Origin of the sequence: Labilibaculum manganireducens (assembly GCF_002843385.1) — a bacterium.
Classification (GTDB): Bacteria; Bacteroidota; Bacteroidia; order Bacteroidales; family Marinifilaceae; genus Labilibaculum; species Labilibaculum manganireducens.
Genome location: NZ_MVDE01000024.1, coordinates 1 through 25,804, shown reverse-complemented (window position 1 = coordinate 25,804; position 25,804 = coordinate 1). Strand labels below are relative to the sequence as shown.

At 36.7% G+C, this 25,804-nt stretch carries 17 protein-coding genes and 6 tRNA genes; 12 read left to right on the top strand and 11 right to left on the bottom strand.

Annotation, left to right across the window (positions count from 1 at the left end; genetic code table 11):
• Positions 1–71 precede the first annotated feature (71 nt).
• The 11 genes from BZG01_RS14740 (at position 72) to BZG01_RS14690 (ending at position 18,608) form a co-directional block, all read left to right on the top strand.
• Positions 72–1,670: a glycoside hydrolase family 28 protein gene (locus BZG01_RS14740; protein WP_101310605.1), complete on the top strand. Its 1,599-nt coding sequence runs from the start codon at positions 72–74 to the stop codon at positions 1,668–1,670.
• 103 nt (positions 1,671–1,773) lie between these two features.
• Positions 1,774–2,961: a glycoside hydrolase family 88/105 protein gene (locus BZG01_RS14735; protein ID WP_101310635.1), complete on the top strand. Its 1,188-nt coding sequence runs from the start codon at positions 1,774–1,776 to the stop codon at positions 2,959–2,961.
• A gap of 278 nt (positions 2,962–3,239) precedes the next feature.
• Positions 3,240–6,530, top strand: a complete 3,291-nt coding sequence (locus BZG01_RS14730; RefSeq protein ID WP_101310604.1) for a SusC/RagA family TonB-linked outer membrane protein — start codon at positions 3,240–3,242, stop codon at positions 6,528–6,530.
• Between the two features lie 40 nt (positions 6,531–6,570).
• On the top strand, positions 6,571–8,700 hold the full coding sequence (locus tag BZG01_RS14725) for a RagB/SusD family nutrient uptake outer membrane protein (protein ID WP_101310634.1): 2,130 nt from the start codon (positions 6,571–6,573) through the stop codon (positions 8,698–8,700).
• 230 nt (positions 8,701–8,930) lie between these two features.
• The gene (locus BZG01_RS14720; RefSeq protein WP_101310603.1) at positions 8,931–9,608 is read left to right on the top strand and encodes a LamG-like jellyroll fold domain-containing protein; all 678 of its coding nucleotides are present in this window, start codon (positions 8,931–8,933) and stop codon (positions 9,606–9,608) included.
• 26 nt (positions 9,609–9,634) lie between these two features.
• Complete coding sequence (locus tag BZG01_RS14715; protein ID WP_101310602.1) at positions 9,635–11,227, top strand: pectate lyase; 1,593 nt, start codon at positions 9,635–9,637, stop codon at positions 11,225–11,227.
• A 136-nt stretch (positions 11,228–11,363) separates the two neighbouring features.
• Positions 11,364–13,001 carry a glycoside hydrolase family 43 protein gene (locus BZG01_RS14710; protein WP_101310601.1) on the top strand — a complete coding sequence of 546 codons (1,638 nt, stop codon included), beginning with the start codon at positions 11,364–11,366 and terminating at the stop codon, positions 12,999–13,001.
• A 258-nt stretch (positions 13,002–13,259) separates the two neighbouring features.
• The gene (locus tag BZG01_RS14705) at positions 13,260–13,646 is read left to right on the top strand and encodes a cupin domain-containing protein (protein WP_101310600.1); all 387 of its coding nucleotides are present in this window, start codon (positions 13,260–13,262) and stop codon (positions 13,644–13,646) included.
• Between the two features lie 29 nt (positions 13,647–13,675).
• The gene (locus BZG01_RS14700) at positions 13,676–16,153 is read left to right on the top strand and encodes a glycoside hydrolase family 95 protein (protein WP_101310599.1); all 2,478 of its coding nucleotides are present in this window, start codon (positions 13,676–13,678) and stop codon (positions 16,151–16,153) included.
• Between the two features lie 193 nt (positions 16,154–16,346).
• Positions 16,347–17,324 (top strand): alpha/beta hydrolase, encoded by a 978-nt coding sequence (locus BZG01_RS14695; protein WP_180327333.1) that lies wholly within the window; start codon positions 16,347–16,349, stop codon positions 17,322–17,324.
• A gap of 69 nt (positions 17,325–17,393) precedes the next feature.
• Positions 17,394–18,608 (top strand): pectinesterase family protein, encoded by a 1,215-nt coding sequence (locus tag BZG01_RS14690; RefSeq protein WP_101310597.1) that lies wholly within the window; start codon positions 17,394–17,396, stop codon positions 18,606–18,608.
• A 155-nt stretch (positions 18,609–18,763) separates the two neighbouring features.
• On the opposite strand, the gene BZG01_RS14685 is transcribed toward BZG01_RS14690, so the two are convergent.
• Together BZG01_RS14685 and BZG01_RS14680 are read right to left on the bottom strand one after the other, a co-directional pair.
• Positions 18,764–20,401, bottom strand: a complete 1,638-nt coding sequence (locus tag BZG01_RS14685) for a UxaA family hydrolase (RefSeq protein WP_218973121.1) — start codon at positions 20,399–20,401, stop codon at positions 18,764–18,766.
• Between the two features lie 5 nt (positions 20,402–20,406).
• On the bottom strand, positions 20,407–21,828 hold the full coding sequence (locus BZG01_RS14680; protein WP_101310595.1) for a tagaturonate reductase: 1,422 nt from the start codon (positions 21,826–21,828) through the stop codon (positions 20,407–20,409).
• Between the two features lie 183 nt (positions 21,829–22,011).
• Here BZG01_RS14680 and BZG01_RS14675 point away from each other — a divergent pair, with 183 nt between their 5' ends.
• Complete coding sequence (locus BZG01_RS14675; RefSeq protein WP_101310594.1) at positions 22,012–23,046, top strand: LacI family DNA-binding transcriptional regulator; 1,035 nt, start codon at positions 22,012–22,014, stop codon at positions 23,044–23,046.
• A 75-nt stretch (positions 23,047–23,121) separates the two neighbouring features.
• On the opposite strand, the gene BZG01_RS14670 is transcribed toward BZG01_RS14675, so the two are convergent.
• The 9 genes from BZG01_RS14670 to BZG01_RS14635 form a co-directional block, all read right to left on the bottom strand.
• Positions 23,122–23,682 (bottom strand): DUF2867 domain-containing protein, encoded by a 561-nt coding sequence (locus BZG01_RS14670; RefSeq protein WP_101310593.1) that lies wholly within the window; start codon positions 23,680–23,682, stop codon positions 23,122–23,124.
• Between the two features lie 287 nt (positions 23,683–23,969).
• On the bottom strand, positions 23,970–24,197 hold the full coding sequence (locus BZG01_RS14665) for a Fic family protein (protein WP_281256435.1): 228 nt from the start codon (positions 24,195–24,197) through the stop codon (positions 23,970–23,972).
• A 57-nt stretch (positions 24,198–24,254) separates the two neighbouring features.
• On the bottom strand, positions 24,255–24,383 hold the full coding sequence (locus tag BZG01_RS22010) for a hypothetical protein (RefSeq protein ID WP_281256434.1): 129 nt from the start codon (positions 24,381–24,383) through the stop codon (positions 24,255–24,257).
• A gap of 364 nt (positions 24,384–24,747) precedes the next feature.
• Positions 24,748–24,820 (bottom strand) — tRNA-Lys (locus BZG01_RS14660).
• A 35-nt stretch (positions 24,821–24,855) separates the two neighbouring features.
• A tRNA-Lys gene (locus BZG01_RS14655) sits at positions 24,856–24,928 on the bottom strand.
• A gap of 36 nt (positions 24,929–24,964) precedes the next feature.
• Positions 24,965–25,037, bottom strand: a tRNA-Lys gene (locus BZG01_RS14650).
• A 35-nt stretch (positions 25,038–25,072) separates the two neighbouring features.
• A tRNA-Lys gene (locus BZG01_RS14645) sits at positions 25,073–25,145 on the bottom strand.
• Positions 25,146–25,181: 36 nt separating this feature from the next.
• Positions 25,182–25,254, bottom strand: a tRNA-Lys gene (locus BZG01_RS14640).
• A 35-nt stretch (positions 25,255–25,289) separates the two neighbouring features.
• A tRNA-Lys gene (locus BZG01_RS14635) sits at positions 25,290–25,362 on the bottom strand.
• Between the last annotated feature and the right edge of the window lie 442 nt (positions 25,363–25,804).

Genomic DNA, 25,804 nt, shown 5'->3' with positions numbered 1-25,804 from the left:
AAAGTTAAAGCTGACTATTGCAGGTCGTTTATAAATTGTATTTGAAATTAGTAAGTATTAAATTAATAAGTATGAAATTATTTTGTGTTTTTCTTCTTTTCGTTTCTCAATTAACTTTTGGGCAGAATAGTGTTGTGGATTTAAAAGATGCAGGTGCGGATAGTAAGGGTTTGGTAAACTGCTCGCCTATTATTAATAAAATTGTTGCAGAATTGAGTGAACAGGGAGGTGGAGAGATTTATATTCCATCAGGAGTTTATTTAAGCGGGCCAATAGAATTAAAAAGTAATATAACCCTTAATATAGGATCGGGAGCTGTTCTTAAATTTTCAGATGATTTTGATGCGTACCTTCCAATGATTGATTCAAGATGGGAAGGAGTTCGGGTGAGGAATTTTAAATCCTGTATTTATTCTCATAATGCAAATAATGTTACAATTAAGGGACGGGGCCTGATAGATGGCAATGGTAAGAAATGGTGGGATTTATGGTCACGCATAAGAGAAGGAGAGAAAACCAATACCAAATGGGAAGCAATATTTAAAAAGGAAAATGCAGAGATGCTTAAAACGAATGAATATCTGCAAAGCATGGGGAGTTTTTTGCGACCACCTTTATTTATGCCATATAATTGTACCAATGTAAGGGTAGAAGGGGTAACATTTACAAATCCACCCTTTTGGACCTTGATGCCTGTTTTTTCAGAAAATGTTACTATTGATGGAATTACAATATTGAATCCGGGAGACTCACCTAATACAGATGGAATTGATCCCTCATCATGCAGAAATGTAAGAATCAGTAACAGCCACATTAGTGTTGGTGATGACTGTATCGTAATTAAATCAGGCCGTGATGCTGATGGCCGTGATGCGAACAGACCAACAGAAAATATTACAATTTCAAATTGTACCATGCTTAACGGGCATGGAGGTGTTGTAATTGGCAGCGAAATGTCTGGCAGCGTGCGTAGGGTTGCTATTTCAAATTGCGTGTTTGAGGGAACCGACAGAGGTATCCGTATTAAAACCATGAGAGGAAGAGGTGGTGTTGTTGAGGATGTTCGGGTTTCAAATGTTATTATGCACAACATGTTAAGAGAAGGTGTGATGATTAATATGCATTATCATGAAACACCGGAGGAACCGGTTTCAGACCGAACTCCGGCTATTCGGAATGTGTATCTGTCAAATATTAGAATGACTAATGCTAATAAAGGCATTGCTATTTATGGATTGAAAGAACGTTCGGCTGAGCAAATAAGCTTTAACGATATTCAGATAGATGCGAAAACAGGTGTTACAGGTGATTACGCTTCTAATATTGATATGAAAAATATTCGCCTTTCTGTGAGTAATGGAAATGCAATTGAATTTAATCATTCGGAAAAAATACAGATCAGCGATCTAACCGTTTATAGTTTGTCCGCCGATGCATCGGTGATAAAGTTGGATAATTGCTCTGATATATTGGTTAATAATTGTTTTCAACCAACAGAATTGCCTGTTTTTATTGAAGGCAATCAGTCGGTAACAAATCTATTTGTAATAAATAATATTCTTTCAGGTGTAGATTTATTGGTTGAAGGTGATGTGCCGTTTTTGACAGAAAAAGGGAATATCATTAAGAGTGATATGGAAAAGAATACGCAAACTGCTGTGAAAAAATAAAACACTTATGAAACGTCCATGACAGGGATATTTTGACACACAGGGGGATGATTATTTCAGCATGGTAAGTTCCATATGGCAAATAAAAACAAATTATAATCATATGAAAAACATTTCATTTATAATCATCTTATTGGTTTTTGCCAGTTGTAAGTCTAAGCCATCTGCAACGGGAAATAATCAAAAGGAAGAGGTGCAAAAATGGTCAGTAAAAATGGCCGATGAGGTGATGAGGGAATCGGATAGCCTTATTCATTATTTAAATCCTAAAACTGTAAAATGGCAATACGATATTGCTTTTTTAGGACAGGCGATCGATCATTTAGGAGACATTGATTCAAAATATTCCCGTTATATGGAAGATTATGTGAATTATTTTGTCCAGGAAGATGGCGGTGTAAAAGGCTATAAAATAGAGGAGTATAATATTGACCGTATAAATCCAGCTAAGAATATTATTACTCTTTACAAAAGAACTGGTGAAGAAAAGTACCGCAAAGCACTTTACTCATTTGTAGAGCAAATGCAAAATCATCCAAAAACCAAAAGTGGTGGCTTTTGGCATAAGAAAGTCTATCCGAATCAAATGTGGTTGGATGGGATATATATGGCTTCTCCATTTTTAGCTCAATATGCAAAGGAATTCAATACTCCGGAACTATTTGATGAGGTATGCTTACAGATTGAATTAATCTATGAAAAAACTTTAGATGAAAAGACTGGCTTGTTATATCACGCTTATGATGAAAGTCGTGAACAGCGATGGAGTAATAAAGTAACAGGCTGTGCACCTAATTTTTGGAGCAGATCTATGGGGTGGTACGTTATGGCTATTGTTGATGTTTTAGATTATTTGCCTGAGAATCACAAGGATCGGGATAAGCTTATTGCGCTTCTTCAAAATAGTTGTGAAGCCTTGCTGAAGGTACGCGATAAAGATAGTGGGTTATGGTATCAGGTTCTTGATCAGGGTAACCGGGAGGGGAATTATCTGGAAGGTTCTGGTTCTGCAATGTTTTGCTACGCGTTTGCCAAAGGGGTATCCAAGGGATATCTTGATAAAGGATATCAGGACATAGCCAATTCTGTATTCGATTCTATTATTAAAAACCTTATTAGTACGGATGAAAATGGAAGAATAAAGATGAAGGATATTTGTGGAGGTTGCGGTTTGGGTGGCAATCCATACAGAGATGGTTCTTTTGAATATTATATTAGAGAGAAGAGGGTTGTAAATGATCCTAAAGGAATTGCACCTTTTATTTTGGCTGCAATTGAACTGAATAAATAACTGTGATTTTCACTTGTCTATGTCAATATTTAGACTGGGAAACAAGAGTATATGTGTATTATGAAAAAAAACGAACCTTAAACTGTTCGTTAGACCGTTGGCGCAAACGTTAGAGATTGACATAAAGAGCGTGGCAGGCAACCTGCAAAAAATGTTCTGATGTTTATTAAACTTAATTTGAGTAGGAATTGATAGCTCAAAAATGCTGTGAATATGAAATTTCTAATCTTAATCAAATATATTAAAGTGTATTCTAATTTTTTACTAAACTTATCTAAATGAAGAAAAATCTGAATAAAATTAGCAAACTTTTTATGCTGGGCTTTTTTGTGCTGCTATTTTGCAGTCTTGATAGCTATGGACAAAAAGTAACAGGAAAGGTTACTGATGGAACAAATTTTCCATTACCAGGAGTAACTGTTACAGTAAAAGGCAACCAAAGCCTTGGTACAATTACAGGTATTGATGGAATTTATTCAATAGAATTACCAAATGCTCAATCAGATGTACTTGTAGTTTCTTTTATCGGAATGGAGACACAAGAAATTCCAGTATCTGGAAGATCTGAAATTAATGTAGTGATGCAGGAAGCATTTACACAATTGGAAGAAATTGTGGCTATTGGTTATGGGGTTGTTAAAAAGAAAGATCTTACGGGGGCTGTAGCTTCGGTTAAAGGTGAAGATTTAGCAGCTATCTCTGTACCAGATGTTGCTCAGGCATTACAAGGTCGTTTGTTGGGGGTAAATGTGGTTAGTCAGGATGGGCGTCCTGGTGCTGACGTATCTATCAAAATTCGTGGAGGAGGTTCTATTACTCAATCCAACGATCCTCTATTTGTTGTTGATGGTTTTCCAGTAAGTTCTATTTCTGAAATTCCTGCAGATCAAATTGAATCTATTGATGTGTTAAAGGATGCATCTTCAACAGCAATTTATGGTGCCCGTGGAGCAAATGGTGTTATTCTGGTTACTACAAAAAAAGGTAAAGCAGGAAAGCTTCAAGTAACTTATAGCGGGTACACACAGGTTAAAAGTGTAGCAAAATCACTTGAAACTTTATCTGCACAGGAATATGTGAATCATACATGGGCTTATGCTACTGCTTACGGTGCTAGTTATGGAAGCGGAATAGCTGAATATTTCGGGTTAGGAAGTGCCAATGGTAATCATTATGCTGATTACGCTAATGTAAAGGCTCATAACTACACCGATGATGCCTTACGTACTGCATTTACTCAAAGTCATACTATTAGTTTGTCTGGTGGAACTGAAAAAACAAAAGTATTTGCTTCTGTTGGATATTTAAATGATGAAGGTATCAAGATTAATTCAGGTTATGAGCGTTCAAATGCTTCTTTCAAAATTGATCAGGAATTAGCTGAAAATTTAAAAGTAGATTTTGATCTTCGTTATTCAGAATCAGAATTAAGTGGAAAAGAAGGTAATACCAATGGTAGAGGGTCTCTAATTTCTTCAGCTTACTGGTTTCGTCCAATTGACAATCCATTAGGTGGTGTTGATTATACCGATGTTTCTTCCAGTTTTGGTAATGGTGATGCAAACATCGATGAAAGTAGTAATCCTATTGGTTTAATTAATGATATTACAAATATTACAAAATCACAAAACTTACGTGGATTTGCTGGATTAACATGGGAGATCATAAAAGGACTTAAAGCTCGTAGTGAGGTAGGATTTACCAGAGTTAATGATGAAAGTAATTACTACGAAGATGGATTGACCAATGGATATAAAACTGCAACCATAAAAAGAAAAGGCGCGGAAAGTTTTCGTTCAGTTACAACTCTGAATTATGAATTTAATTTAGGAGAATCAAATAAATTGTCTTTTTTGTTGGGTAATGAAATTTTAAAATCGAAATCTACTACTTTAGAAGTTAAAGGTAAGGGATATCCTGAAAATTTTGATTATAAGACAACAACAGGTTTAATTCAAACAGGTGAAACTTTAACTCCACTAAACACTGTTGGAACTCCTTCACATTCATTGTCTTTCTTTGGTCGTGCAAACTACTCATTAAAAGACAGATATCTTTTTACAGCTACAGTTCGTGCTGACGGTTCATCTAAATTTGCTTCAAACAATCGATGGGGATATTTCCCGGCAGTAGCTGCTGCATGGCGTATCTCTGATGAGCCTATGTTGGAAAGCACAAGGGATTGGTTAGATAACCTTAAATTAAGAGTATCTTATGGTGCTTCGGGCAGCGATAATATCAGCTCTTCATTATGGAAAGAAACATGGGAAAGTGGTAGCAGCAGTGATATTCATTATCCTATTAACGGTAGTATTGGATCTTATTACAAGCCATCAGGTCTTTATCCTAATCCAGACTTAAAATGGGAAACAACTGTTTCCAGAAACTTAGGTATTGACTATGGAATGTTCAACAACCGTATTTATGGGGTTGCTGAAGTTTATTGGAACACAACTAAAGACTTATTAATGGCTGTTCCAGTTGACAATACAACAGGATATTCTTACCAATACCAAAATTTTGGACAAACCTCAAATAAAGGGGTCGAGCTTTCTGTTGGAGTCGATATTATTCGTTCTGATGATTGGGATTTTGGAGTAAATCTTATCTACAACTATAACAAAAACAATATTGATAATCTTAAAAACACTGATCAATATCAATATGCTTCTAATTGGGCTTCGTCAGCTACTAAGCCTGCGTATGATTATGCACTTATTGAAGGCAAATCAGTAGGAGTGATTCGTGGTTATGTAAGTGAAGGATTCTATAAGGTTGATGATTTTAACTATGCAAATGGTATTTATACACTAAAAGACGGAATTGCTGATTTTGATACAGGTTTTACAGGAAGTTATCCAAATCCGTTTAATGTTGCCGATGGTCAGAATGCTTTCCCAGGTGCTGTTAAATTGAAAGATGTAGATAAAAGTGGAACTGTTGATGCTGAGGATTATACAGAATTGGGAGAAGCAACACCAAAACATACAGGGTCAATTAACTTAAATTTAAGATATAAAAATTTTGATTTAGGTGCTAATATGAACTGGGTTTTGGGTGGAAAAATCTACAATGCCGCAGCTTTGGTAAGTAGTTATGGAAATAAAGATGCTAGTATTGGTGCGAACCGTTTAGCCTTTGTAAAAGACGCTTATAAAGTTTATGACGTTAATTCTTCTGGAGATTTGGCAGCTGTAACTGATCCTGCTGCATTAAAAGCATTAAATGCAAATGCTAAATATGCTCTACCTTACAATGAGAATGGTGTAACCTATTCTACATTTGTTGAAGATGCATCTTATTTGCGTTTACAAACAGTAACATTGGGATATAATGTTCCAAAGTTGGCCTCTCAAAAAATAGGAATTGAAAGAATCCGTGTATACTTCACAGGTAATAATTTATTTACAATAACAGGTTATTCAGGAGTAGATCCAGAGGTGAATACAACTCCAAAGAGTGCAGGCAGCGCTTTTAGCAGTTTGAAAATATTCCCAACAACTAATATGGACTGGGGTGCATATCCCCGTGCAAAAACTTTCACTTTAGGAGTAAATGTTACTTTCTAATATGAGGAATATTATTGTTAATTTGATAATTAAATTAGGTATGAAAAAAATATTAATTATAGCAATTATTGGTGTATTCACCTTATCGCTTAATTCCTGCGAAGAATTTTTAGATACATCTTCTCCTTCGGTTGTAGATTCTGAATTTGTATTTTCAGGAGCTACTTCTGCAAAGGGAGCTTTACTGAATGCATACGAAAAATGGAGAGGTAATGCATATGTGCACTCTAATGGTCTTTTTTACGATCTTGCAGTTGTCGGTTCTGATGTTGAACATCATCCGGAAACATTTTCATCACAAACACGTCACGTTCCTGAATATTTCTATCCAGGAGGAACTTCAAGTTTTGACATTTCATTTACGGATAGTGAAAAAGCTTGGACAGCTCTTTATGGGATTGTGTCAGTAACGAACTCTTTGATTGAGGCGTTTGAAGGAACAAGTGATTTTGAGGCAATGATGAGTAGTGGAGAAGTGACTGAATTGTCGGATATATACGGACAAGCTGTTGCACTGAGAGCTACTGCATATTTTGAATTGTGTCGCTTTTATGGTGATGTACCTCACGTACTTTCTGTAAGTGATACAGAGAAAAAAGGTCTTGTTTCTCGTGATGAAATTTATGAATATCACATCAACCAATTGATGAAGGTAGAGCCTTATATGTACCGAGTTGGTGAGGGAGGAAACAATGCTGATGTAATGACCCGAACTTATGTACAGGGATTAATCGGACGTATGTGCCTTTATGCCGGAGGTTATGCTACCCGTCGTACTGATCTTGGAAGTGATTTCTACAAAAAATTGGATGGAAGTGTAATTTCATTTGAGACTATGGGAACTGAAAAGGATGGAGCAGTTTATTCCCGTCGTTCTAACTGGCAGGATTATTTCAATATTGCTAAAACATATCTGACTAAATGTGTAGAAAATTCTGGTTCTGCTTATTTAATTACAAGTGATCCACGTTCTGCCGGAGGAGCTGGACAAGAATTTGGGAATCCATTCCAATACGTATTTCAGATGATGATGACTGGCGAACAACTATCGAAAGAGTCTATCTATGAGATTCCGGAAGAGTATGGTTACTATTCAGAACGTCCTTATGCATTTGGTCGTCCTTCGGATGGTGGTAGTTCAAAAGCTTTCCCTGGAAAAAGTTATGCTCAGTCACGTTTCCAGGCACATTATTATTATGGTTCTTTCGATCCTAAAGATTTGCGACGTGATGTTACTGTAGCAGTAACAGCAAGTAAAGGAGATGGTACTGAAAAAATGATTGACTGGATTCCTGGTTCGAAATCACACGGTGGAATTGCTAATAATAAATGGGATGAGAACCGTATGACTAGTCCATATGTTGCGAAATCACGTAAATCTGGAATTAATTGCCCATACATGCGTGTATCAGATGTTATCTTGATGCTTGCTGAGGTTGAGGCAGCTTTAGGTAATGATGGTCCTGCGAGAACAGAATTAGAGAAAGTACACAATCGTGCATTTACATCACCTGCAGATGCCGATTTAAACGGTTTTATTGCAAAAGCTGGCAGCGTTTACAATGCTGTTTTGGAAGAACGTAAATTAGAATTTGGCGGAGAAGGAATGCGTCGTTATGATCTTATTCGTACTGGTAAACTACCTAAAGCAATAGTAGATAACAGAGAATTGATGACTACTATTATTAGTGGTTTAGAGGCTAATGGATATTATCAATTTGAGAATGGCAACCAAATGCCAATGTATATTTGGACTAAAATGGTTGATGCAAAAGCAACTCATGGTTATCGTTTGACTACGCAATGTGTAGACGAAACAGATCCTGTATTATTCCCTGGTTGGAGAGGACAATATGACGATTGGCAAAGTCTTGCAACTGAGATTGGCAAAACTGTTAATGGACCAGAAACTAACGTAGCTATCAAAGGATTGTTCAATTATATCGCACCTGGAAGCGCTGAAGCATTGGCTCTTGAGGCTGATGGATATGTTCAAACAAACTGGGGGGCTGATATTGTAGCTAATGCTGCAGATTACTCAACAGATCTTTTTAAAGGTTATAGTGATGCTGACTATAGCGCAGGAAATCCTCCGGTTTATATGGTTCCATTGAATTCTACGATTTTAGAGAATTCAGGAATAAGCAATGGTTATGGATTTAATCAGTAAGAATGCTTTAAATTCTTAATAAGAAATAGGATAATCCGTCGATTCGTTGACGGATTATCTTTGCTTTTTATCTCTGAATTTAGGTGAATGGTAACAAAGTACGAAGCTAATCTCTGTTATTTAAATAGAGATTGTAATATAAGTTCTCAAATTGGATAAACACTATTTATTACTTCCCTTTAAAAGGAATTTGCAATGAATTTTGTTGAGTTCAATAAAAAAACAGACAAATGAAGATTACTCCAATATTGCTAGTCTTGTTTTTTATGTATTTCCCCTTCTCTGGGAATGGTCAAAACTCAGAAAAAAAATCCACAGTAAAATTTCATACAGAGTGGTTAGTGGCTGATTTGTTGCAACAGAACTCAAAACAGATAAAGATACTTGGTCAGCCAAAACTGGTTGATTCTCCTTATGGAAAAGCTGTTTCCTTTAATGGAAGTAGTGATGCTCTTATTTTACAGGAAATGCCTCTTAAATCGATGAAGGAATTTACCGTAGAAATGATTTTTTGTCCGGATATAAATGCTTCTTTCGAACAGCGGATTCTTCATATTGGTGAGGTCTTAGGTAATAGAATGTTGCTGGAAATCCGTGCAGTTACGGATATCTGGTATTTCGATGGTTTTGCGGCTTCCGGAAATGACAAAAAAGCCTTAATTAACGAACAACTTACTCATCAGCTTGGACAATGGTATCATGTTGCTTTAGTTGTGAGGCCTAATAGCTTGACAACTTTTGTCAATGGAAAAAAGGAATTGTCCGAGTCGTTTTCTTATCAACCAATCGAGACTGGCAACTGCTCAATTGGTGTTCGTTTGAATAAACGGTCTTGGTTTAAAGGAATGATTTACAAAATTAGAATAGTTCCACAACAACTTAACCCCGATGATTTTATGATTTATTAGCTAAGCTTGCTACAAATGTAAATACGATGAAATCTACTAAAACTCAACTGTTAATTTTTTTACTTTTAGCTTTCGTTCCGAAGCTGAAAGCTCAATCTGAAATTTCAAAGGAACAAATTTGTGAAACGATGCTGAAAGCCACTCAATTTATGGTTGAAGAGGTGAGTACAAATGGAGGCTATGTTTGGTATTATTTGCCCGATTTATCTCGTCGATGGGGCGAGATGGAAGCTTATAAAACCATGATTTGGCTTCAATATCCTGGAACAATTAGCATTGGACACTTATTTTTAGATGCTTATAGAACCACGAAAAACGAATATTATTATCAAGCTGCCCAACAAGTTGCAACAGCTATTATTTGGGGGCAAAGTAACGAAGGTGGCTGGAATTATATGATCGATTTTGCCGGAGACCGCTCTTTAAAGAAATGGTATAGTACTGTTGGTAAAAATGGGTGGAGACTTGAAGAATTCCAGCATTATTACGGCAATTCTACTTTTGACGATGATATTACATCTGATGCAGCAAGGTTTTTATTGAGAATCTATCTTGCAAAATTGGATCCAGTCTATAAACCTGCTCTTGATAAAGCAATTGACTTTATCTTAAAAAGTCAGTATGCATCAGGTGGATGGCCACAACGGTATCCGTTAAAATATGACTTCAATAAACAGGGTCATCCTGATTATAGTTCGTTTTACACATTTAACGACGATGTAATTTGGGAAAATGTTCATTTTTTGATTCAAAGCTATCTGACTTTGGGGGAAGAACGGTTTTTGGAACCGATTCGACGGGGTATGGATTTTTATCTGATTTCTCAAGATGCTTGCGGAGCTTGGGGACAGCAGCTTAATTTGAATATGGAAACAGAAGGAGCCCGAACTTATGAGCCGGCAGCTTTTTTGCCATCAACAACATGCAAAAATGCAATGCTTCTACTGAAATTTTATCAATATACGGGAGATAAAAAATTTATTTCCCGTGTTCCTGATGCAATTCGTTGGTTGGAGAGTACACGACTTCCCGAAAATCAGATAGAAACCTATAGAACCCATCCAACTTTTGTAGAAGTAGGAACTAATAAGCCAATATATGTGCATCGGAAAGGATCAAATGTGAAATTTGGAACGTACTACCTTGATAATGATGATAAAAAGTTATTGGCTCATTATTACGGTAAATGTCGTATTCAACTTGATGAACTCAAGTCTGAATATAAAAGTCTTAATGAGCTTGATATAGATAAAGTGACAAAAGATTCGCCTCTAAAGGAGGCTTGTTTTATGGAAAATGATACACCTCAACGATTCTATGATCTAAACCGTAATGTATTTAATGGCGTTGCTTCGGAAGCTGAGGTAAAAAATATTATTTCCTCCCTTGATCAGAAAAATAGGTGGTTGGTGAAACATGCTTTTATTAGCCATCCTTACATTGGGGACGGTCAGGATCAAAATCAAAGTGATGAGTATTCAACAACACGTGTGGGTGATGAAACAGATACGTCTACCTATCCTGATTCTTCTGACAAATTGTATATTTCGACTAAAGAGTACATCCAGAATATGAATGTTCTGATTAATTACTTAAAATCTGATCAGTCTCGAAAATAAAGCTGTATATAAACAATAGACAGGAAAAATTGCTTTGTCAGTACTTATGATAACTATGATTTTAACAGATTTGGAGCGCTGAGAAAGGTTTATATACATTAGATAAAAGAAATTGAAACTAAAAAAGTATTGAAAAATGAAAAGTAAATTGATTTGTGTACTTGCAGCTGTTTATTTGTTGGTTTCGGCTTGTTCTGAGTCAACCATATCTCCTGATTACAAGGGAGTTCAAGTAACACTCAAAAGTGCTGATAATGGAGATGGTACCTATACCAATCCAATTATTCAGGCTGATTACTCCGATCCTGATGCCATTAGAGTGGGCGATGATTTTTTCATGACAGCTTCTAGTTTCGGATGTGCACCAGGATTGCCTGTTCTTCATTCCCGTGATTTGGTAAATTGGCAACTGATAGCTTATGCCTCACCCAAAGTAATGCCCAAAGCTCATTATAATAAAATACAACATGGTAATGGCATATGGGCTCCATCCTTGCGTTACCACAATGGAACATTTTATATTTTTTACGGCGATCCCGATTTTGGAATTTTCATGTTGAAATCTGAAAAGGCAGAGGGGCCTTGGAGCGAACCACTCTTAATTAAAGAAGCCAAAGGATGGATTGATTCCTGCCCGTTTTGGGATGAAGACGGACAAGCTTATTTGGTACATGGTTACGCAGGTTCAAGAGCAGGTATTAAAAGTATTTTAGCTGTTAACCGAATGAAACCAGATGGAACTGCATTGTTGGACGATGGCATTTTGGTTTTCGATGGTCATGATGGAAATGGTACTGTTGAGGGACCTAAATTCTATAAAAAGAATGGATATTATTATATTTTTGCTCCCGCAGGTGGAGTTTCTACAGGCTGGCAATTGGTGCTTCGTTCTAAAAACATTACAGGGCCCTATGAGTCAAAGATAGTTATGAGTCAAGGCAAAACAGAAATTAACGGACCTCATCAGGGAGCTTGGGTTAGTTTGGCTGACGGTGAAGATTGGTTCCTTCATTTTCAGGATCAGGAAGCATACGGACGTGTTGTGCATTTGCAGCCAATGAATTGGAAAGACAATTGGCCTGTGATTGGTGATGATGCTGACGGCGATGGAACAGGAGAACCTGTTATTACTTATCGTAAGCCTGATGTTAAACAAACAGAGATGATTTCTCCTGAAAGTATGAATGATGAATTTAATGGTGATGCACCTTCTTTGTTATGGCAATGGCATGCCAATCCTGGTCTCGATTGGGGAAAAAGCTTTCCTGGAAAAGGTGTTTTCAGAATGTATTGTCAGTCGTCTTCTGAAGGATCTGTAAATTTATGGGATGTACCTTCATTGTTTCTTCAGAAATGGCCGGCTGTTTCTTTTGAGGCTGTTGCAAAAGTAAAATTATCACTTTTGAATGAAGGTGAGAGATTTGGATTGATAGTAATGGGACAGGATTATGCCTCAGTAGTTGTAGAGAATAAAAATGGAGAATTGGTTTTGAATGAGATTACTTGTTTGAATGCACGCAAAGGATCGGAGGAGAATTATACAGGTGATTTTCAGTCTGTATCTTCCGATTTGTTTTTGAAAGTTAAAGTTGAGGTGGGAGGAATTTGTCATTTTTCATATTCCGAAAATGGATTGGATTACAAGTCGGTTGGTTTACCTTTCACAGCCAATACCGGAAGATGGATTGGTAGTAAAATTGGTTTCTTTGCTCAACGCATGAATAAAGTAAACGATTCAGGTTATGTGGATATTGATAGGTTTACTATGAATTAACATTCGTCTTTATTGAACTAAAGCATCTATAAAATTAATTTAAAAATAAGGTATGAAACGTCCATGACAGGCAATTGTGACCGAAGAAGAATGATTATTTGTTCATGGTAAGTTCTCCCGAAACAAGTTCGGGACAGGCTATATGGCAAATAAAAACAAATTATAAACATATGAAACGTCCATGTATAAAGCTTTCTACACACAGGGAGATGATTATATGGTAAGTTCCATATGACAAAAACTTAAAATTATAAACATATGAAACGTAATAGTGAGAAGTTTATTTTGACAGAAGAATTAGAATGGGAAGATTTAGGAGCTGGTGTTTCCCGTCAGTTTTTAGGCTATGACAATCAAATTATGATGGTGAAAGTGAAATTTGAGAAAGGAGCTGTTGGTGCACCTCACCAGCATTTCCACACACAAACAACCTGTTGCGCAAGTGGTCAGTTTGAGTTTATTATTGGTGGTGAGAAAAAGGTGATTGGCGTAGGTGACGGCGTATATATTGAGCCGAATATGTTACATGGAGCAGTATGTCTGGAAGCGGGTGTATTAATAGATGTATTCAGTCCGGTTCGGGAAGATTTTCTATCGGGTAGTGGAGTATCTTATTTAGGTGTTGACAGCAGGCATAAAAAGTAGGACTTTGCATACAAAATAACAAGAAATATATGATTTTAAGAGTAATTTTATTCGCCAGTATTCTGACAATTACAGGTTGTACATCCAATTCAATTAATAATGAAAATTTCACCGAAAGCAAATTAAAACTATGGTATATTAAGCCGGCAAAGATATGGGAGGAAGCTTTGCCCATTGGTAATGGCAGGTTAGGTGCTATGGTATATGGTGGAACTGTTGAAGAAACCATTCAGTTTAATGAAGAAACAGTTTGGGCAGGAGAACCGGGAAATAATATTTTACCTGCGGTTAAAGATTATTTACCTGAAATTCGCCAACTCATCTTTGAAGGAAAATATAAGGAAGCTCAACAACTAGCCGACAAATACCTGCCTCGTAGAACAAAGGAGGATAATAATTACGGCATGTGTTACCAGCCTGTTGGAAATTTGCAAATAGTATTTCCAGACAACCATGATATAACTGATTATTATCGGGATTTAGACATTTCAAAAGCTGTTGCGAGTGTTGAATATAAGACCAAGGGCGTAACTTATCGGCGCGAGGTAATTTCATCTCTTGCAGATAATATTATTGCTGTTGAAATAACAGCTGATAAGCCATCCTCTGTTTCGTGTACTTTATCAGTTAATAGTCCTCATGAAAAATATAGTATAAAATGCAATAATAATGCTATTTGGCTGCAAGGTACAAGCAGCGATTATGAGAATAAAAAAGGAAAAGTAAAATTTACTTCCATCATAAAACCAAAGATAACAGGAGGAGAACTAAAATCTACTGATAGTACCTTAGTTATAACTAATGCAGATAAACTGGTTATCTATTTGTCCGTGGGGACAAATTTTAAAAATTACAAGGATATTTCAGGAAATGCTGAATTAAAAGCGAAAAGTATTTTAGATGCTGCATTTACAAAAGATTTTGCCCAATTAAAACAAGCCCATACGAATTTGTATAAGAAATTTTTCGACAGGGTTAAAATAAATGTAGGGATTACCGATTCTATTAAAAATCCAACTGACGTTCGATTGGAACAATTCAATACGGGGAACGATCCTCAATTAGTAGCTTTATATTATCAATTTGGTAGATACCTTTTAATTTCAAGCTCGCAACCCGGAACACAGGCTGCCAATCTGCAAGGTCTTTGGAATAATAAAATAAAACCGCCCTGGGATAGTAAGTATACCGTAAATATAAATACGGAAATGAATTACTGGCTTGCAGAACCAACAAACCTTTCGGAAATGCACGAACCTTTGTTTGATCTTATTGATGATATTTCAGAAACAGGTAAACAATCGTCTTCTTATATGTATGGTACCAGAGGTTGGAATATTCACCATAATACAGATATATGGCGAATTTCAGGAGTTGTTGATGGAGGTTATTATGGTTTATGGCCAATGGGAGGTGCGTGGTTAAGTCAGCACTTATGGTACCACTACATGTATTCAGGTGACGTTGATTTTTTAAAGAAAAAATACACTGTATTAAAAGGTGTTTCATTGTTTTATAAAGATATATTGGTTGAAGAACCGGAACATCATTGGCTGGTTGTGTGTCCTTCCATATCGCCTGAAAATTCACATCATTCCGGTACAACCATTGCAGGGGGGACAACAATGGACAATCAATTGGTTTACGATGTATTCAATAATGTCATTGAGGCATCAGATATACTTGATATCGATCATGAATATGCAGACAGTCTTCGTTCATTATTTAACAAGTTAGCGCCCATGCAAATTGGCAAATGGGGGCAACTTCAGGAATGGATGCACGATTGGGACAAACAGGATGATAGACACCGACACATTTCCCATTTATATGGGCTTTATCCATCCAACCAAATATCACCTTTTGAAACACCGGAGTTATTGGCAGCGGCAAAAACTTCGCTTCTTGCACGCGGGGATGAATCTACAGGATGGTCTATGGGATGGAAAGTGAACCTCTGGGCAAGGTTTCTTGATGGTAATCATGCCTTAAAATTAATAGCTGACCAATTACGTCCATCCATTCAGGAAGATGGAAGCCAACAAGGAGGAACCTATCCAAATTTATTTGATGCCCATCCTCCATTTCAGATAGATGGAAATTTTGGTTGTACTTCAGGCATTTCAGAAATGTTATTACAAAGCCATGACGGTGCTATTCATTTATTACCGGCCTTACCTGATACTTGGGATAAAGGAGCAATAACCGGCCTTAAATCCCGTGGAGGTTTTATTGTAAGTATGAATTGGAAAAATGGTCAGCTAACAAATGCTGTCATTGAATCTACAATAAACGGCAATTGCCGTATTCGTTCTTATACCCCATTACAGGGGAAGCATTTAATTGAAGCGCAAGGGGACAATCCAAATCATTTCTTCTCAACAAGAACAAATCCAAAAACAAAAAATCATTCAGGTGAATCGATTCAAAAGCAAATTGTTAGAAAAGTTTATGAATACGATATTAATATGAATGTTGGAGACATAATTAATATCAGCTCGAAATGATGCCATTATAATACAATTTACCAATATAAAAGTGACGACTATTTAAAGATGAAACCTGTATTTATCTGATTGTAATTGAATCATATGTGTTAGGGTGTTGCGATTTGTTTTTGCTTATCGTAAATAAAATATCTGCTGTTTTATTTTTAAATAGAACCACGTTTAATATGTTTTACAAATTAAAATGACAGGAATGATGAAATACAAAACAATTCTTTTTTTACTGATTTTGCTCCCAATAATGGGTTGGGGGCAAAATGAATTTCCTAAGGACACTTCGTTTTCGGTATATTCTGCAGGGAAAAAAATAAAGAAGGATTTTCCAGAAGCTTTACCGGTTAAAGAAATTGTTTCCAATGAGTTTCTATCATTACCGAATCAAGTTTACCGGATAAGACCAAACAGAAAGCTTCGCATGGATGTTTTTCTTCCGAACAGAGATTGCGGGCAGAAACGACCGGTTGTTATGATGATTCATGGTGGTGGTTGGCGGTCTGGTAATAAATCGCATTTGGTTCCAATGGCGCAGCAGTTGGCTGCTGATGGTTATGTAACAGCCTCGGTTGAGTATCGTTTGTCAATTGAAGCTATATACCCGGCTGCTGTTTATGACTTGAAGGAGGCCATTCGGTTTTTAAAACACAATAGTGATTTATATGGCATAGACACAACGAAAATAGCGGTATTGGGTTGCTCATCGGGAGCCACACTTGCAAGTTTTATGGCTGCTACAGCAGGAATAACAAAGTTTGATGATCCTGAATCGGTTTATTCGAACTACTCGTCAAGAGTACAGGCCTTGGTGAATGTAGATGGCGTTGTTGACTATACAGACCCAAATGAAAGCCGAAAAATAACTAATCCCAATAAGCCATCGGCTGCAAGTCTGTTTTTTGGAGTTACTTACCAGGAAAATCCGAAACTATGGGAGGAAGCATCTCCAATTAATTACGTGGATGAAAATATGCCCGCAACATTGTATATAAACAGTGCATTGCCACGTTTTCATGCCGGAAGAGATTCTTTGTTTCATATCCTCGATAGGAATAAAACGTATCACGAAGTACATACAATTGAAAATACACCTCATCCCTTTTGGCTTTTTCATCCATGGTTCGAAGAAGCACATGACTGCATTCTTAATTTTCTTAACACTGTTTTTGAAGGATAAGAAGATCGCTGTTTTTCGGTGTACTTAGAAGCTAATGACAAAATTTATAAATGATTTAAAATAGAATAAATGAAATATATCTGGATCATTGCATTGTTGACAGTTTTTACAAACTGTGCTATTGCAGACAATAAGGGTGATATTGTAGTTGCTGCTGACGGAACAGGAGATTACATCTCTCTGACAGAGGCAATTGATCATTTGCCATTTTACAATTATCAGCGTTTGGTGATTTTTGTAAAGAATGGTGTGTACAAGGAGAAGATAAGAATAGAACAGGATTATCTGACCATTCGCGGAGAAAGCCGTGACAGTACCATTATTCAATATGCTCAGCTAAGAGAAGATTGGCAAAAGAACAGAGATTATATTGGCCCTGCGGTTATCAACATTCATGCTGATGATATTATTTTAGATAATCTCACCATAAAAAACACTCAACCCAAGTTGGGGCCTCATGCGTTTACCATTTATGGTACAGGAACACGAACGATTATAACAAATTGCAATGTAACCAGCAATGGCGGTGATACGGTTTCTCTTTGGAATTATAAGGAAGGAATGTATTATCACGACAACTGTAGTTTTGAAGGTGGTGTTGATTTTGTTTGTCCCCGTGGATGGTGTTATATTTCCAATTCAAGTTTTAAAGAGTTGATGAATACCGCAGCCGTGTGGCATGCTGCAACTACAAATGAAAATCAAAAAATGGTGTTGAATCATTGTGAATTTATGGGAGTGGATAGCTTCTATTTAGCCCGGCATCATTATGATGCTCAGTTTTATTTTTTGAATTGCAATTTTCCTGCAGAAATGAGGGATAAATCTATTCTTCACGTTTCTTATCCGGATAAACCGGAAAAAAACAGACCTTACCTGTATGGTGACAGATACAATTTTTACAATTGTGATCGCAAAGAAGGTAATTATTCATGGTTCGCCAACAATATTGATTCCAGCTCGGCAGCTAAAATAACTCCGGAATGGACATTCGGTCAGAAATGGAATCCTGAAGATACTTCTTCTATTAAAGTAGTTAAAGCGGAATATGAAAACCAATCTCTTTTTTTATGGTTCGATGAAATTGTAATGCCGGTTGGCGATTTAAAAATTCAAACAAAAAGCGGTAAAATTTTCTCCTATTTTAATGGAGTTGGACGGGAACGTTTGGAATTTAAAGGAGAGAATACTTTAACTGAGGAAGAAGTAAAAAAGGAATTTGAGTTGGTAAGTGGAAATATTCAAAACATCAAAGCAACAGTAAAGCCCCGAACATTTAAATAGCAGCAATTTAATTTAAAAATAAAATTCAGTTTAGTTGTTGTAATTGAAAAAACCCGATTGTTCATGCAAAATGCATTGGCAATCGGGTGTGGTATCGCAAAATTATTACGATTGAGTATTACGGGTTTATAATAAACGATTTAAGCTGGTAAATCCTACAATGACACACCTCTTTTCCAGGGAATAAAATCTTCCTGATTCAATTGATCCGCTTTGCATTCAATTTCTCCGCTGGCAACTTTTATAATGTGCTCCAACATGCTTTCTCCCAACTCGTCTAAAGTTTGAGTACCATCAATAACAACACCAGCGTTGATATCGATAATGTCCGACATTTTTTTCGATAGCTCAGTATTCGAAGAAACTTTTAGCACAGGAGCAACAGGATTACCCGTAGGCGTTCCCAAACCTGTAGTAAACAAAACTACATTAGCACCCGATCCAACCAATCCGGTTGTCGATTCAACATCGTTACCTGGTGTGCACAGCAAACTAAGACCATCATGTTTTACGTATTCGGTATAGTCCAGCACATCATTAATAGGAGAGGAACCTCCCTTTTTTGAAGCACCAGCCGATTTCATTGCATCGGTAATCAGCCCGTCTTTAATATTGCCGGGAGAAGGATTCATATCAAAACCAGATCCTGCATTTATTGCTGCTTGTGCATAATCACGCATGATTGTAATGAATTTTTCAGCGTGCTCAGGATTTTCGGTTCTGCTCATCAATTCTTGTTCAACGCCGCACAATTCAGGAAACTCCGATAGAATTGCCTTACCGCCTAAGGCAGTAATTAAATCAGCAACCCGTCCCAAAGCAGGATTGGCCGAGATACCAGAAAATCCATCAGATCCTCCGCATTCCAACCCAATGGTTAATTTTGAAAGAGGAGCTGGTTTGCGTTCAATTTTATTGGCTTCAACCAAACCTTTAAAGGTTTCTTTAATGGCTTTTTCAAGCATTACGGCTTCATTGCCAATTGTTTGCTGATCAAAAATTAAGATCGGTTTGTCAAGGTTCGGATCCAGGTTTTTAATAGCAGCTTGTAAAATGCTTATTTGCGCATTCTGACAACCCAAACTCAATACGGTAGCTCCAGCCACATTTGGATTTTTTAAATAACCTGCCAGTAATCTGCACAAGCTATCGCTGTCCTCACGGGTACCACCACAGCCACCTTCATGGGTGATGAATTTGATGTTTATCTGATCGAAAACCTGTTTTTGATCAACATCCTCTTCTTTAGCCAATGACAATCCTTCGAAAGAAACGCCGGATTGATAACCGGCAGCCATATCCTGAACTAAATTTTCGTATGGATTGGTCTTTTTCTTACCCAAAACTTTTTCAAAAGCTTTTTTCAGGGTTAAAACATTTCTGTTTTCGCAAAATACCAAAGGCAGAACCAACCAGTTATTGGCCGTGCCAACTTGTCCGTCAGCCCGGTGATAACCCATGAAAGTTTTATCTTTGAACCGCTCTACATTTGGTGCAGTCCAATGAAACTCGCTTGTTTTATTTGGATCGTATTCTGTTGCCTTGTGTTCTGTATTATTTACGGTAATTGCCTCGCCGCTTTTGATTGCTTTGCTGGCTGTACCTACAACCAAACCGTACATAAACATTTCATCGCCAACAGCAAGATCATGAATTGAAAATTTATGTTTCGCCTTAATATCTTCCTGTAAAGTGATATTAATATCATTAACACAAATTACTTCACCTTTTGCAAGGTTTGTAAGAGCAACGGCAAGATTGTCGCTGCTGTTTATCGTGATTGCTTTATTCATGATTGTTAAAATTTAAAGTTGCTGATTGCTGCATCTTTATTCAATTTTTCAAACTGACTGGTCATCATTTCTGTTAAACCGTTAATTTGATTTAAATCAGTATCCCAGAATGAAACTTCGCCCAATACTTTACGGATGATAGCTTCCGGAGTTTCAGTTGTGACTGAAAGAGCAGAGAAGAAGGCAATTACTTCATCATTATCTTGAATGGTAAACGATTCAGATAGATAAAGCTTAATTAAGTAGGTAAATGCCAGCACCAATCCTTCCGGTAATTTGTTGTTTGTGTTCAAATAGTCAAGTAATGAAGGCAATACACGTACTTTGTATTTCGATATTGAGTTTAGGGCGATAGATTTTAACTCATGATGAATGTATGGATTCATGAATCGTTCCAAAACCTCTGTTGCATACAATTCCAATTCTGCTTTTGGCAGATTTATAGTTGGTGCAATTTCATTGAAAATGATGTGACGGACAAATTCACCTACATTATCGCTTTCAACCGATTCGCGAACTGTTTCAATACTGTTTAGCAAAGCAACCGGAACCATTGATGTGTGAGCACCATTCAGAATACGAACTTTTCGGGTGCGGTAAGGCGATAAATCTTTTGTATAGATCACATTCAAGCCACATTTGTCAGCAGGAAAAGCTTTTTGAATTTCTTCACATCCTTCAATTACCCACAAGTGGAAAATTTCAGAGGATACCACTAAATTGTCATCAAAACCGATTGATTTTTTAATTTCGTCAATTTCGTCTTTTGGATATCCTGGAACAATACGGTCTACTAAAGTATTTGCAAAATAATTGGATTTGTCAACCCATTGAGTAAACTCTTCCGATAAATCCCATAATTTGGCATAGTCTAAAATTGCTTTTTTAAGCTTCTCACCATTTTTGTCGATCAATTCAACAGGAATAAATTTCAATCCTTTGGCAGTATCTCCATTAAAATGATTGAATCGGCTCAAAAGCAACTGTGTCAATTTTCCAGGATAGGTGGAAGCCAATTCGCCTTCTTTAGGACAGTCGTCTGCTTTAAAAACAATACCAGCTTCGGTTGTGTTCGAAATCACCAATTCCAATTCATTCAGAATCGCCAAATCATCGTATTCTTTCTTTTGTTCGAATGGGTTGATTGCTTTTTGAACGCAAGAGATTAGCCTGGTTTCGCTGATTGCCTTTCCGTCTTTTAGTCCGCGGTAAATATGGTGATATAGATTATCTTGTTTTCTTAGAAGATCAGTCATACCAAATTCGATTGGTTGAACAATAGCCACACCCGAATTGTAATTGTGTTCTTTGTTCATGATGTCAATCATCCAATCAACAAAGGCACGTAAAAAGTTTCCTTCTCCAAATTGAAGAATTTTAATTGGTAATTCTTGTGATGGTACTGTTTCTCTATTTAACTGTCTCATAACTTAATTTTTTAAAATAAATGTGAAGAAATTGCGATTCAATTTATTTGCGGTAACGTTACCGCATATTTTAGTAAAAAAACCTTTACGAATAAAGGATATATTTTGCGTGTACGTTAACACTTTGCGACAAATATAGTATATTGTGCTTACATTTGCATAATAAACAGAAGTTTTTTTTAGATGGTGAATCGAATTACAATTAAGGAAATAGCCCGAAAAGCAGATGTATCAATTGGTACAGTCGATAGAGTTTTGCACAATAGGGGACGTGTGGCAGAAGCAACCCGCGATAAAGTGCTCAAAATTGCTAAAGAAGGGAATTATTCCTCAAATGTAATGGCGCGTCATTTAAAGCTAAATAAGACCTATCGGATTTCGGTAATTTTGCCTGAGGAAAACAACTACTGGCTGATGCTTAAAGAGGGCATAGAAGAAGGCTGTGCAGAATTTGCACAAATGGGTTTTACAGCCGGTTATTGTTTTGTGTCCAACGATGGTTCTCAGGCAATGCAGCTGAATCAGATATTGGATTCCGATGCAGATGGTTTTATTATTGCTCCGTCGGCATTTCATCAGCAAACCGATTTGCTGTGCAAATTAAGGGAAAAAGGAAAACCATATGTGTTTGTTGATTCAAACATTATTGATGCAGGACAGCTCACTTTTATTGGTCAGGATTCGTACCGAAGCGGCGTTTTGGGCGCTAGCCTGCTGCACGATAAATATTTGTCGGATTACGAGATTTACATCACCACCTTCAGCGAATCGGATATTAAAGAGCAAATCATTAAAAACAGAATAGAAGGTTTTCGAAGCTATTTCGACGAAAATGAGATTAAGCATGCGAATATTCATGAGGTAAACCTTGAAAAAGATCAGATTACTGCCGATGATTTCTTGAACGTACTCTTGAAACATGAAAATCCGGTTCATCTTTTTATTCCCAATTCAAAAACCTATAAGCTGGCCGAGCAGTTAATTCAGTTCAAAGAAACAAATCGGTTACGGGTTGTAGGTTACGATTTACTGCAATCAAATTTACGATTGCTAAATTGCGGAGCTATCGATTATCTGATTCATCAAAAGCCTAAAATGCAAGGCTATTTAGGCATGCAGTCTTTGTACAAAAACATTGTTTTAAAAACAGATGTGCCTTTGCATCAATTCATGCCATTGGATATTATCAACAAAGAGAATGTAATGTATTGTCAGTAGAGGTGTTGCGTGTTGCGTGCTGCGGTTTTATGGTTTTGGTCTTCCTCATTAAAGTTGCCTGCAATTAAAAATGCTTTATAAGCTTGTGGGTTTACAAATTTCCTTTTCTATCTTCCGAATCATTTTTTTCAACGTTCTTTTTACAATAAGTTGATGAAATGGCTTGACTGGGAAAAAATAAAGCCGGCCAAATAAATTTTTAAATTCAACTCCCGTTGTTAATGTAATCCTCTGTTTTATAGTACCATCATTTATATTCTCAAGCAATAATGAAAATCGAAAGCTTAGGTGTTTATCATCCTCACCCATAATAAGTTCATTTTCTGTTCTGGTATAAAGTTTAAAGATATCGAGTTGCTCACCAGGCTCAAACGTAAAACTATCTGTGTCCCTTTGTTCGGCAGTAAGCTGAGAAGCTGTTTTTAACCCAAACATTCCTACTATTTTATCTCTGAATGACATTAAGTTATCAGCCCATTTGGGACTGCTGTTGAAGAATAATTTTCCGATACTAATTATGTCATAATCCAATTCGTGGCTCATAAAATCGCTTTGAAAACTATCAATATAGTGGAATATGGTCTTGTTTTCATTCAGAATTGATTGGTCGGGAATCTTTGTCTGTTTTTTGATCATTTATTTCGGTATAATGCGGTTGTTTTTTATGACCGCCAATGTTTTGTTAAGGTTCTTGCGTGCTTTCAAAGAGTAATTTCATCAGCGTGACTGGTAAGCAATCCGGATAAATTTACTTATTTGTATTTTGTGAAGCCCAATTTTAAATTACGAACATCGCTAAATAGCTTAGGGGAGTTGCATTCAGTCTTTTAACTGTTTGGTCTATTAATAAATCCAGTTCGGGAAGTTCTCTGTCAGGCTAATAGCTTGGTAGTAACCTGCTTGGCTGTGGCACGTCTTTACTTTCAAAAGTATGTATTCACAGCAAACTCAAACTGATTAATAAAGATTTCTTTAAAACTCGAAATATTATTCTGCTCATAGAACAGCAACATTGCTTTTTTATAGTCAATAGAATCTACAGTTCTAAAAGATAACGGACAATATTTCTCATTTATTAAAATAGCATTACTTACAATTCGGGCAGTTCTCTTGTTTCCATCCATAAACGGCTGAATATAGGAAATCAGCACCAATATCTAGTACCTTTCCCTTGTCCTATTGCTGATAAATATTTTTCATTTATTAATTTAGACAAAATTCTTTTTCAGTGTTGCATAGCTTACCGAAATATCCACATTCTCATGCACCTCTTTTGAAGAACTTGCTCCAACTTTCTTAATATAGGAGATTATCTGCTGGTCTCTTGAATCAATCATTGCAATAATTTTAGCTCATAAATCTACATTTTAAAGCTCACAATCGCTAATATTTGAGCTGTATTTCTCCAAAAAATGAGCTGCAATGAACTTGCTCAGGTTCAGGGGTGCTTTCAAAGAGTAATTTTTGTTGTTGTATGGTAGGGACATTGCATACAAAGGTTTCATTTTTGTTTGGCACACCTTAGCCTGCAGTATCTGCCTTTTGTCTTTTTGTTTGGAACAATTGCCCGGGAAATTGTATGTTTTTGCTTTGTTACCTGCTGCTGTGCACGGTCTACATTTTGAATAGTAAAAAGACACAAGTGCAGCATTTTCTTTTTGGATATAAAAAAACCACCAAATGCAATTTGGTGGTTTTTTGTGATCCCTCTGGGGTTCGAACCCAGGACCCCATCATTAAAAGTGATGTGCTCTACCAGCTGAGCTAAGGAATCCTCCTTATTTTTTTGAAGACTTTGGTTGTCTTTAGTGATCCCTCTGGGGTTCGAACCCAGGACCCCATCATTAAAAGTGATGTGCTCTACCAGCTGAGCTAAGGAATCCTCCTTATTTTTTTGAAGACTTTTGGTTGTCTTTAGTGATCCCTCTGGGGTTCGAACCCAGGACCCCATCATTAAAAGTGATGTGCTCTACCAGCTGAGCTAAGGAATCCTCCTTATTTTTTTGAAGACTTTGGTTGTCTTTAGTGATCCCTCTGGGGTTCGAACCCAGGACCCCATCATTAAAAGTGATGTGCTCTACCAGCTGAGCTAAGGAATCCTCCTTATTTTTTTGAAGACTTTTGGTTGTCTTTAGTGATCCCTCTGGGGTTCGAACCCAGGACCCCATCATTAAAAGTGATGTGCTCTACCAGCTGAGCTAAGGAATCCTCCTTATTTTTTTTGAAGACTTTGGTTGTCTTTGTGATCCCTCTGGGGTTCGAACCCAGGACCCCATCATTAAAAGTGATGTGCTCTACCAGCTGAGCTAAGGAATCAGATAAACTTCGTTTTTTAAAGCGATGCAAATATAGAGTGATTAAATGGAAATCGCAAACTGAAAATGGCAGAAATATCTATATTTCCCAAGAGGAAGTGAGGTTGGTTAGCTTTATTGTATTGGTTCGTAATTTGATAGTGGAAAGAAATAATGGTGAGAAAAAAGATCATTTTTTTTTAATAGTCCTAAAATCCTTATGATAATGGCCTGTTTTTTGTTCTGAGGAACCGTTTTAGTAAAGGAATGAATTGGAATATATTTCGGTATCATTAGTCGCCAAACCTGATTTTATGCTTTAAATATTTCAATACATTAGAGGTTATATCGATTAAAAAAACCATGAGATAACACATATTTACTTATTATTGTTTCTACGACAAACCAATAATAAGGTGTACCCCATGGAGTATTCAAAGATAAAGAATAAACCTAAAGTTTTG

Coding starts and splice junctions, on each gene's coding strand:
- BZG01_RS14740 (WP_101310605.1), top strand. CDS start 72: ATGAAATTATTTTGTGTTTTTCTTCTTTTCGTTTCTCAATTAACTTTT.
- BZG01_RS14735 (WP_101310635.1), top strand. CDS start 1,774: ATGAAAAACATTTCATTTATAATCATCTTATTGGTTTTTGCCAGTTGT.
- BZG01_RS14730 (WP_101310604.1), top strand. CDS start 3,240: ATGAAGAAAAATCTGAATAAAATTAGCAAACTTTTTATGCTGGGCTTT.
- BZG01_RS14725 (WP_101310634.1), top strand. CDS start 6,571: ATGAAAAAAATATTAATTATAGCAATTATTGGTGTATTCACCTTATCG.
- BZG01_RS14720 (WP_101310603.1), top strand. CDS start 8,931: ATGAAGATTACTCCAATATTGCTAGTCTTGTTTTTTATGTATTTCCCC.
- BZG01_RS14715 (WP_101310602.1), top strand. CDS start 9,635: ATGAAATCTACTAAAACTCAACTGTTAATTTTTTTACTTTTAGCTTTC.
- BZG01_RS14710 (WP_101310601.1), top strand. CDS start 11,364: ATGAAAAGTAAATTGATTTGTGTACTTGCAGCTGTTTATTTGTTGGTT.
- BZG01_RS14705 (WP_101310600.1), top strand. CDS start 13,260: ATGAAACGTAATAGTGAGAAGTTTATTTTGACAGAAGAATTAGAATGG.
- BZG01_RS14700 (WP_101310599.1), top strand. CDS start 13,676: ATGATTTTAAGAGTAATTTTATTCGCCAGTATTCTGACAATTACAGGT.
- BZG01_RS14695 (WP_180327333.1), top strand. CDS start 16,347: ATGATGAAATACAAAACAATTCTTTTTTTACTGATTTTGCTCCCAATA.
- BZG01_RS14690 (WP_101310597.1), top strand. CDS start 17,394: ATGAAATATATCTGGATCATTGCATTGTTGACAGTTTTTACAAACTGT.
- BZG01_RS14685 (WP_218973121.1), bottom strand. CDS start 20,401: ATGAATAAAGCAATCACGATAAACAGCAGCGACAATCTTGCCGTTGCT.
- BZG01_RS14680 (WP_101310595.1), bottom strand. CDS start 21,828: ATGAGACAGTTAAATAGAGAAACAGTACCATCACAAGAATTACCAATT.
- BZG01_RS14675 (WP_101310594.1), top strand. CDS start 22,012: ATGGTGAATCGAATTACAATTAAGGAAATAGCCCGAAAAGCAGATGTA.
- BZG01_RS14670 (WP_101310593.1), bottom strand. CDS start 23,682: ATGATCAAAAAACAGACAAAGATTCCCGACCAATCAATTCTGAATGAA.
- BZG01_RS22010 (WP_281256434.1), bottom strand. CDS start 24,383: ATGATTGATTCAAGAGACCAGCAGATAATCTCCTATATTAAGAAAGTT.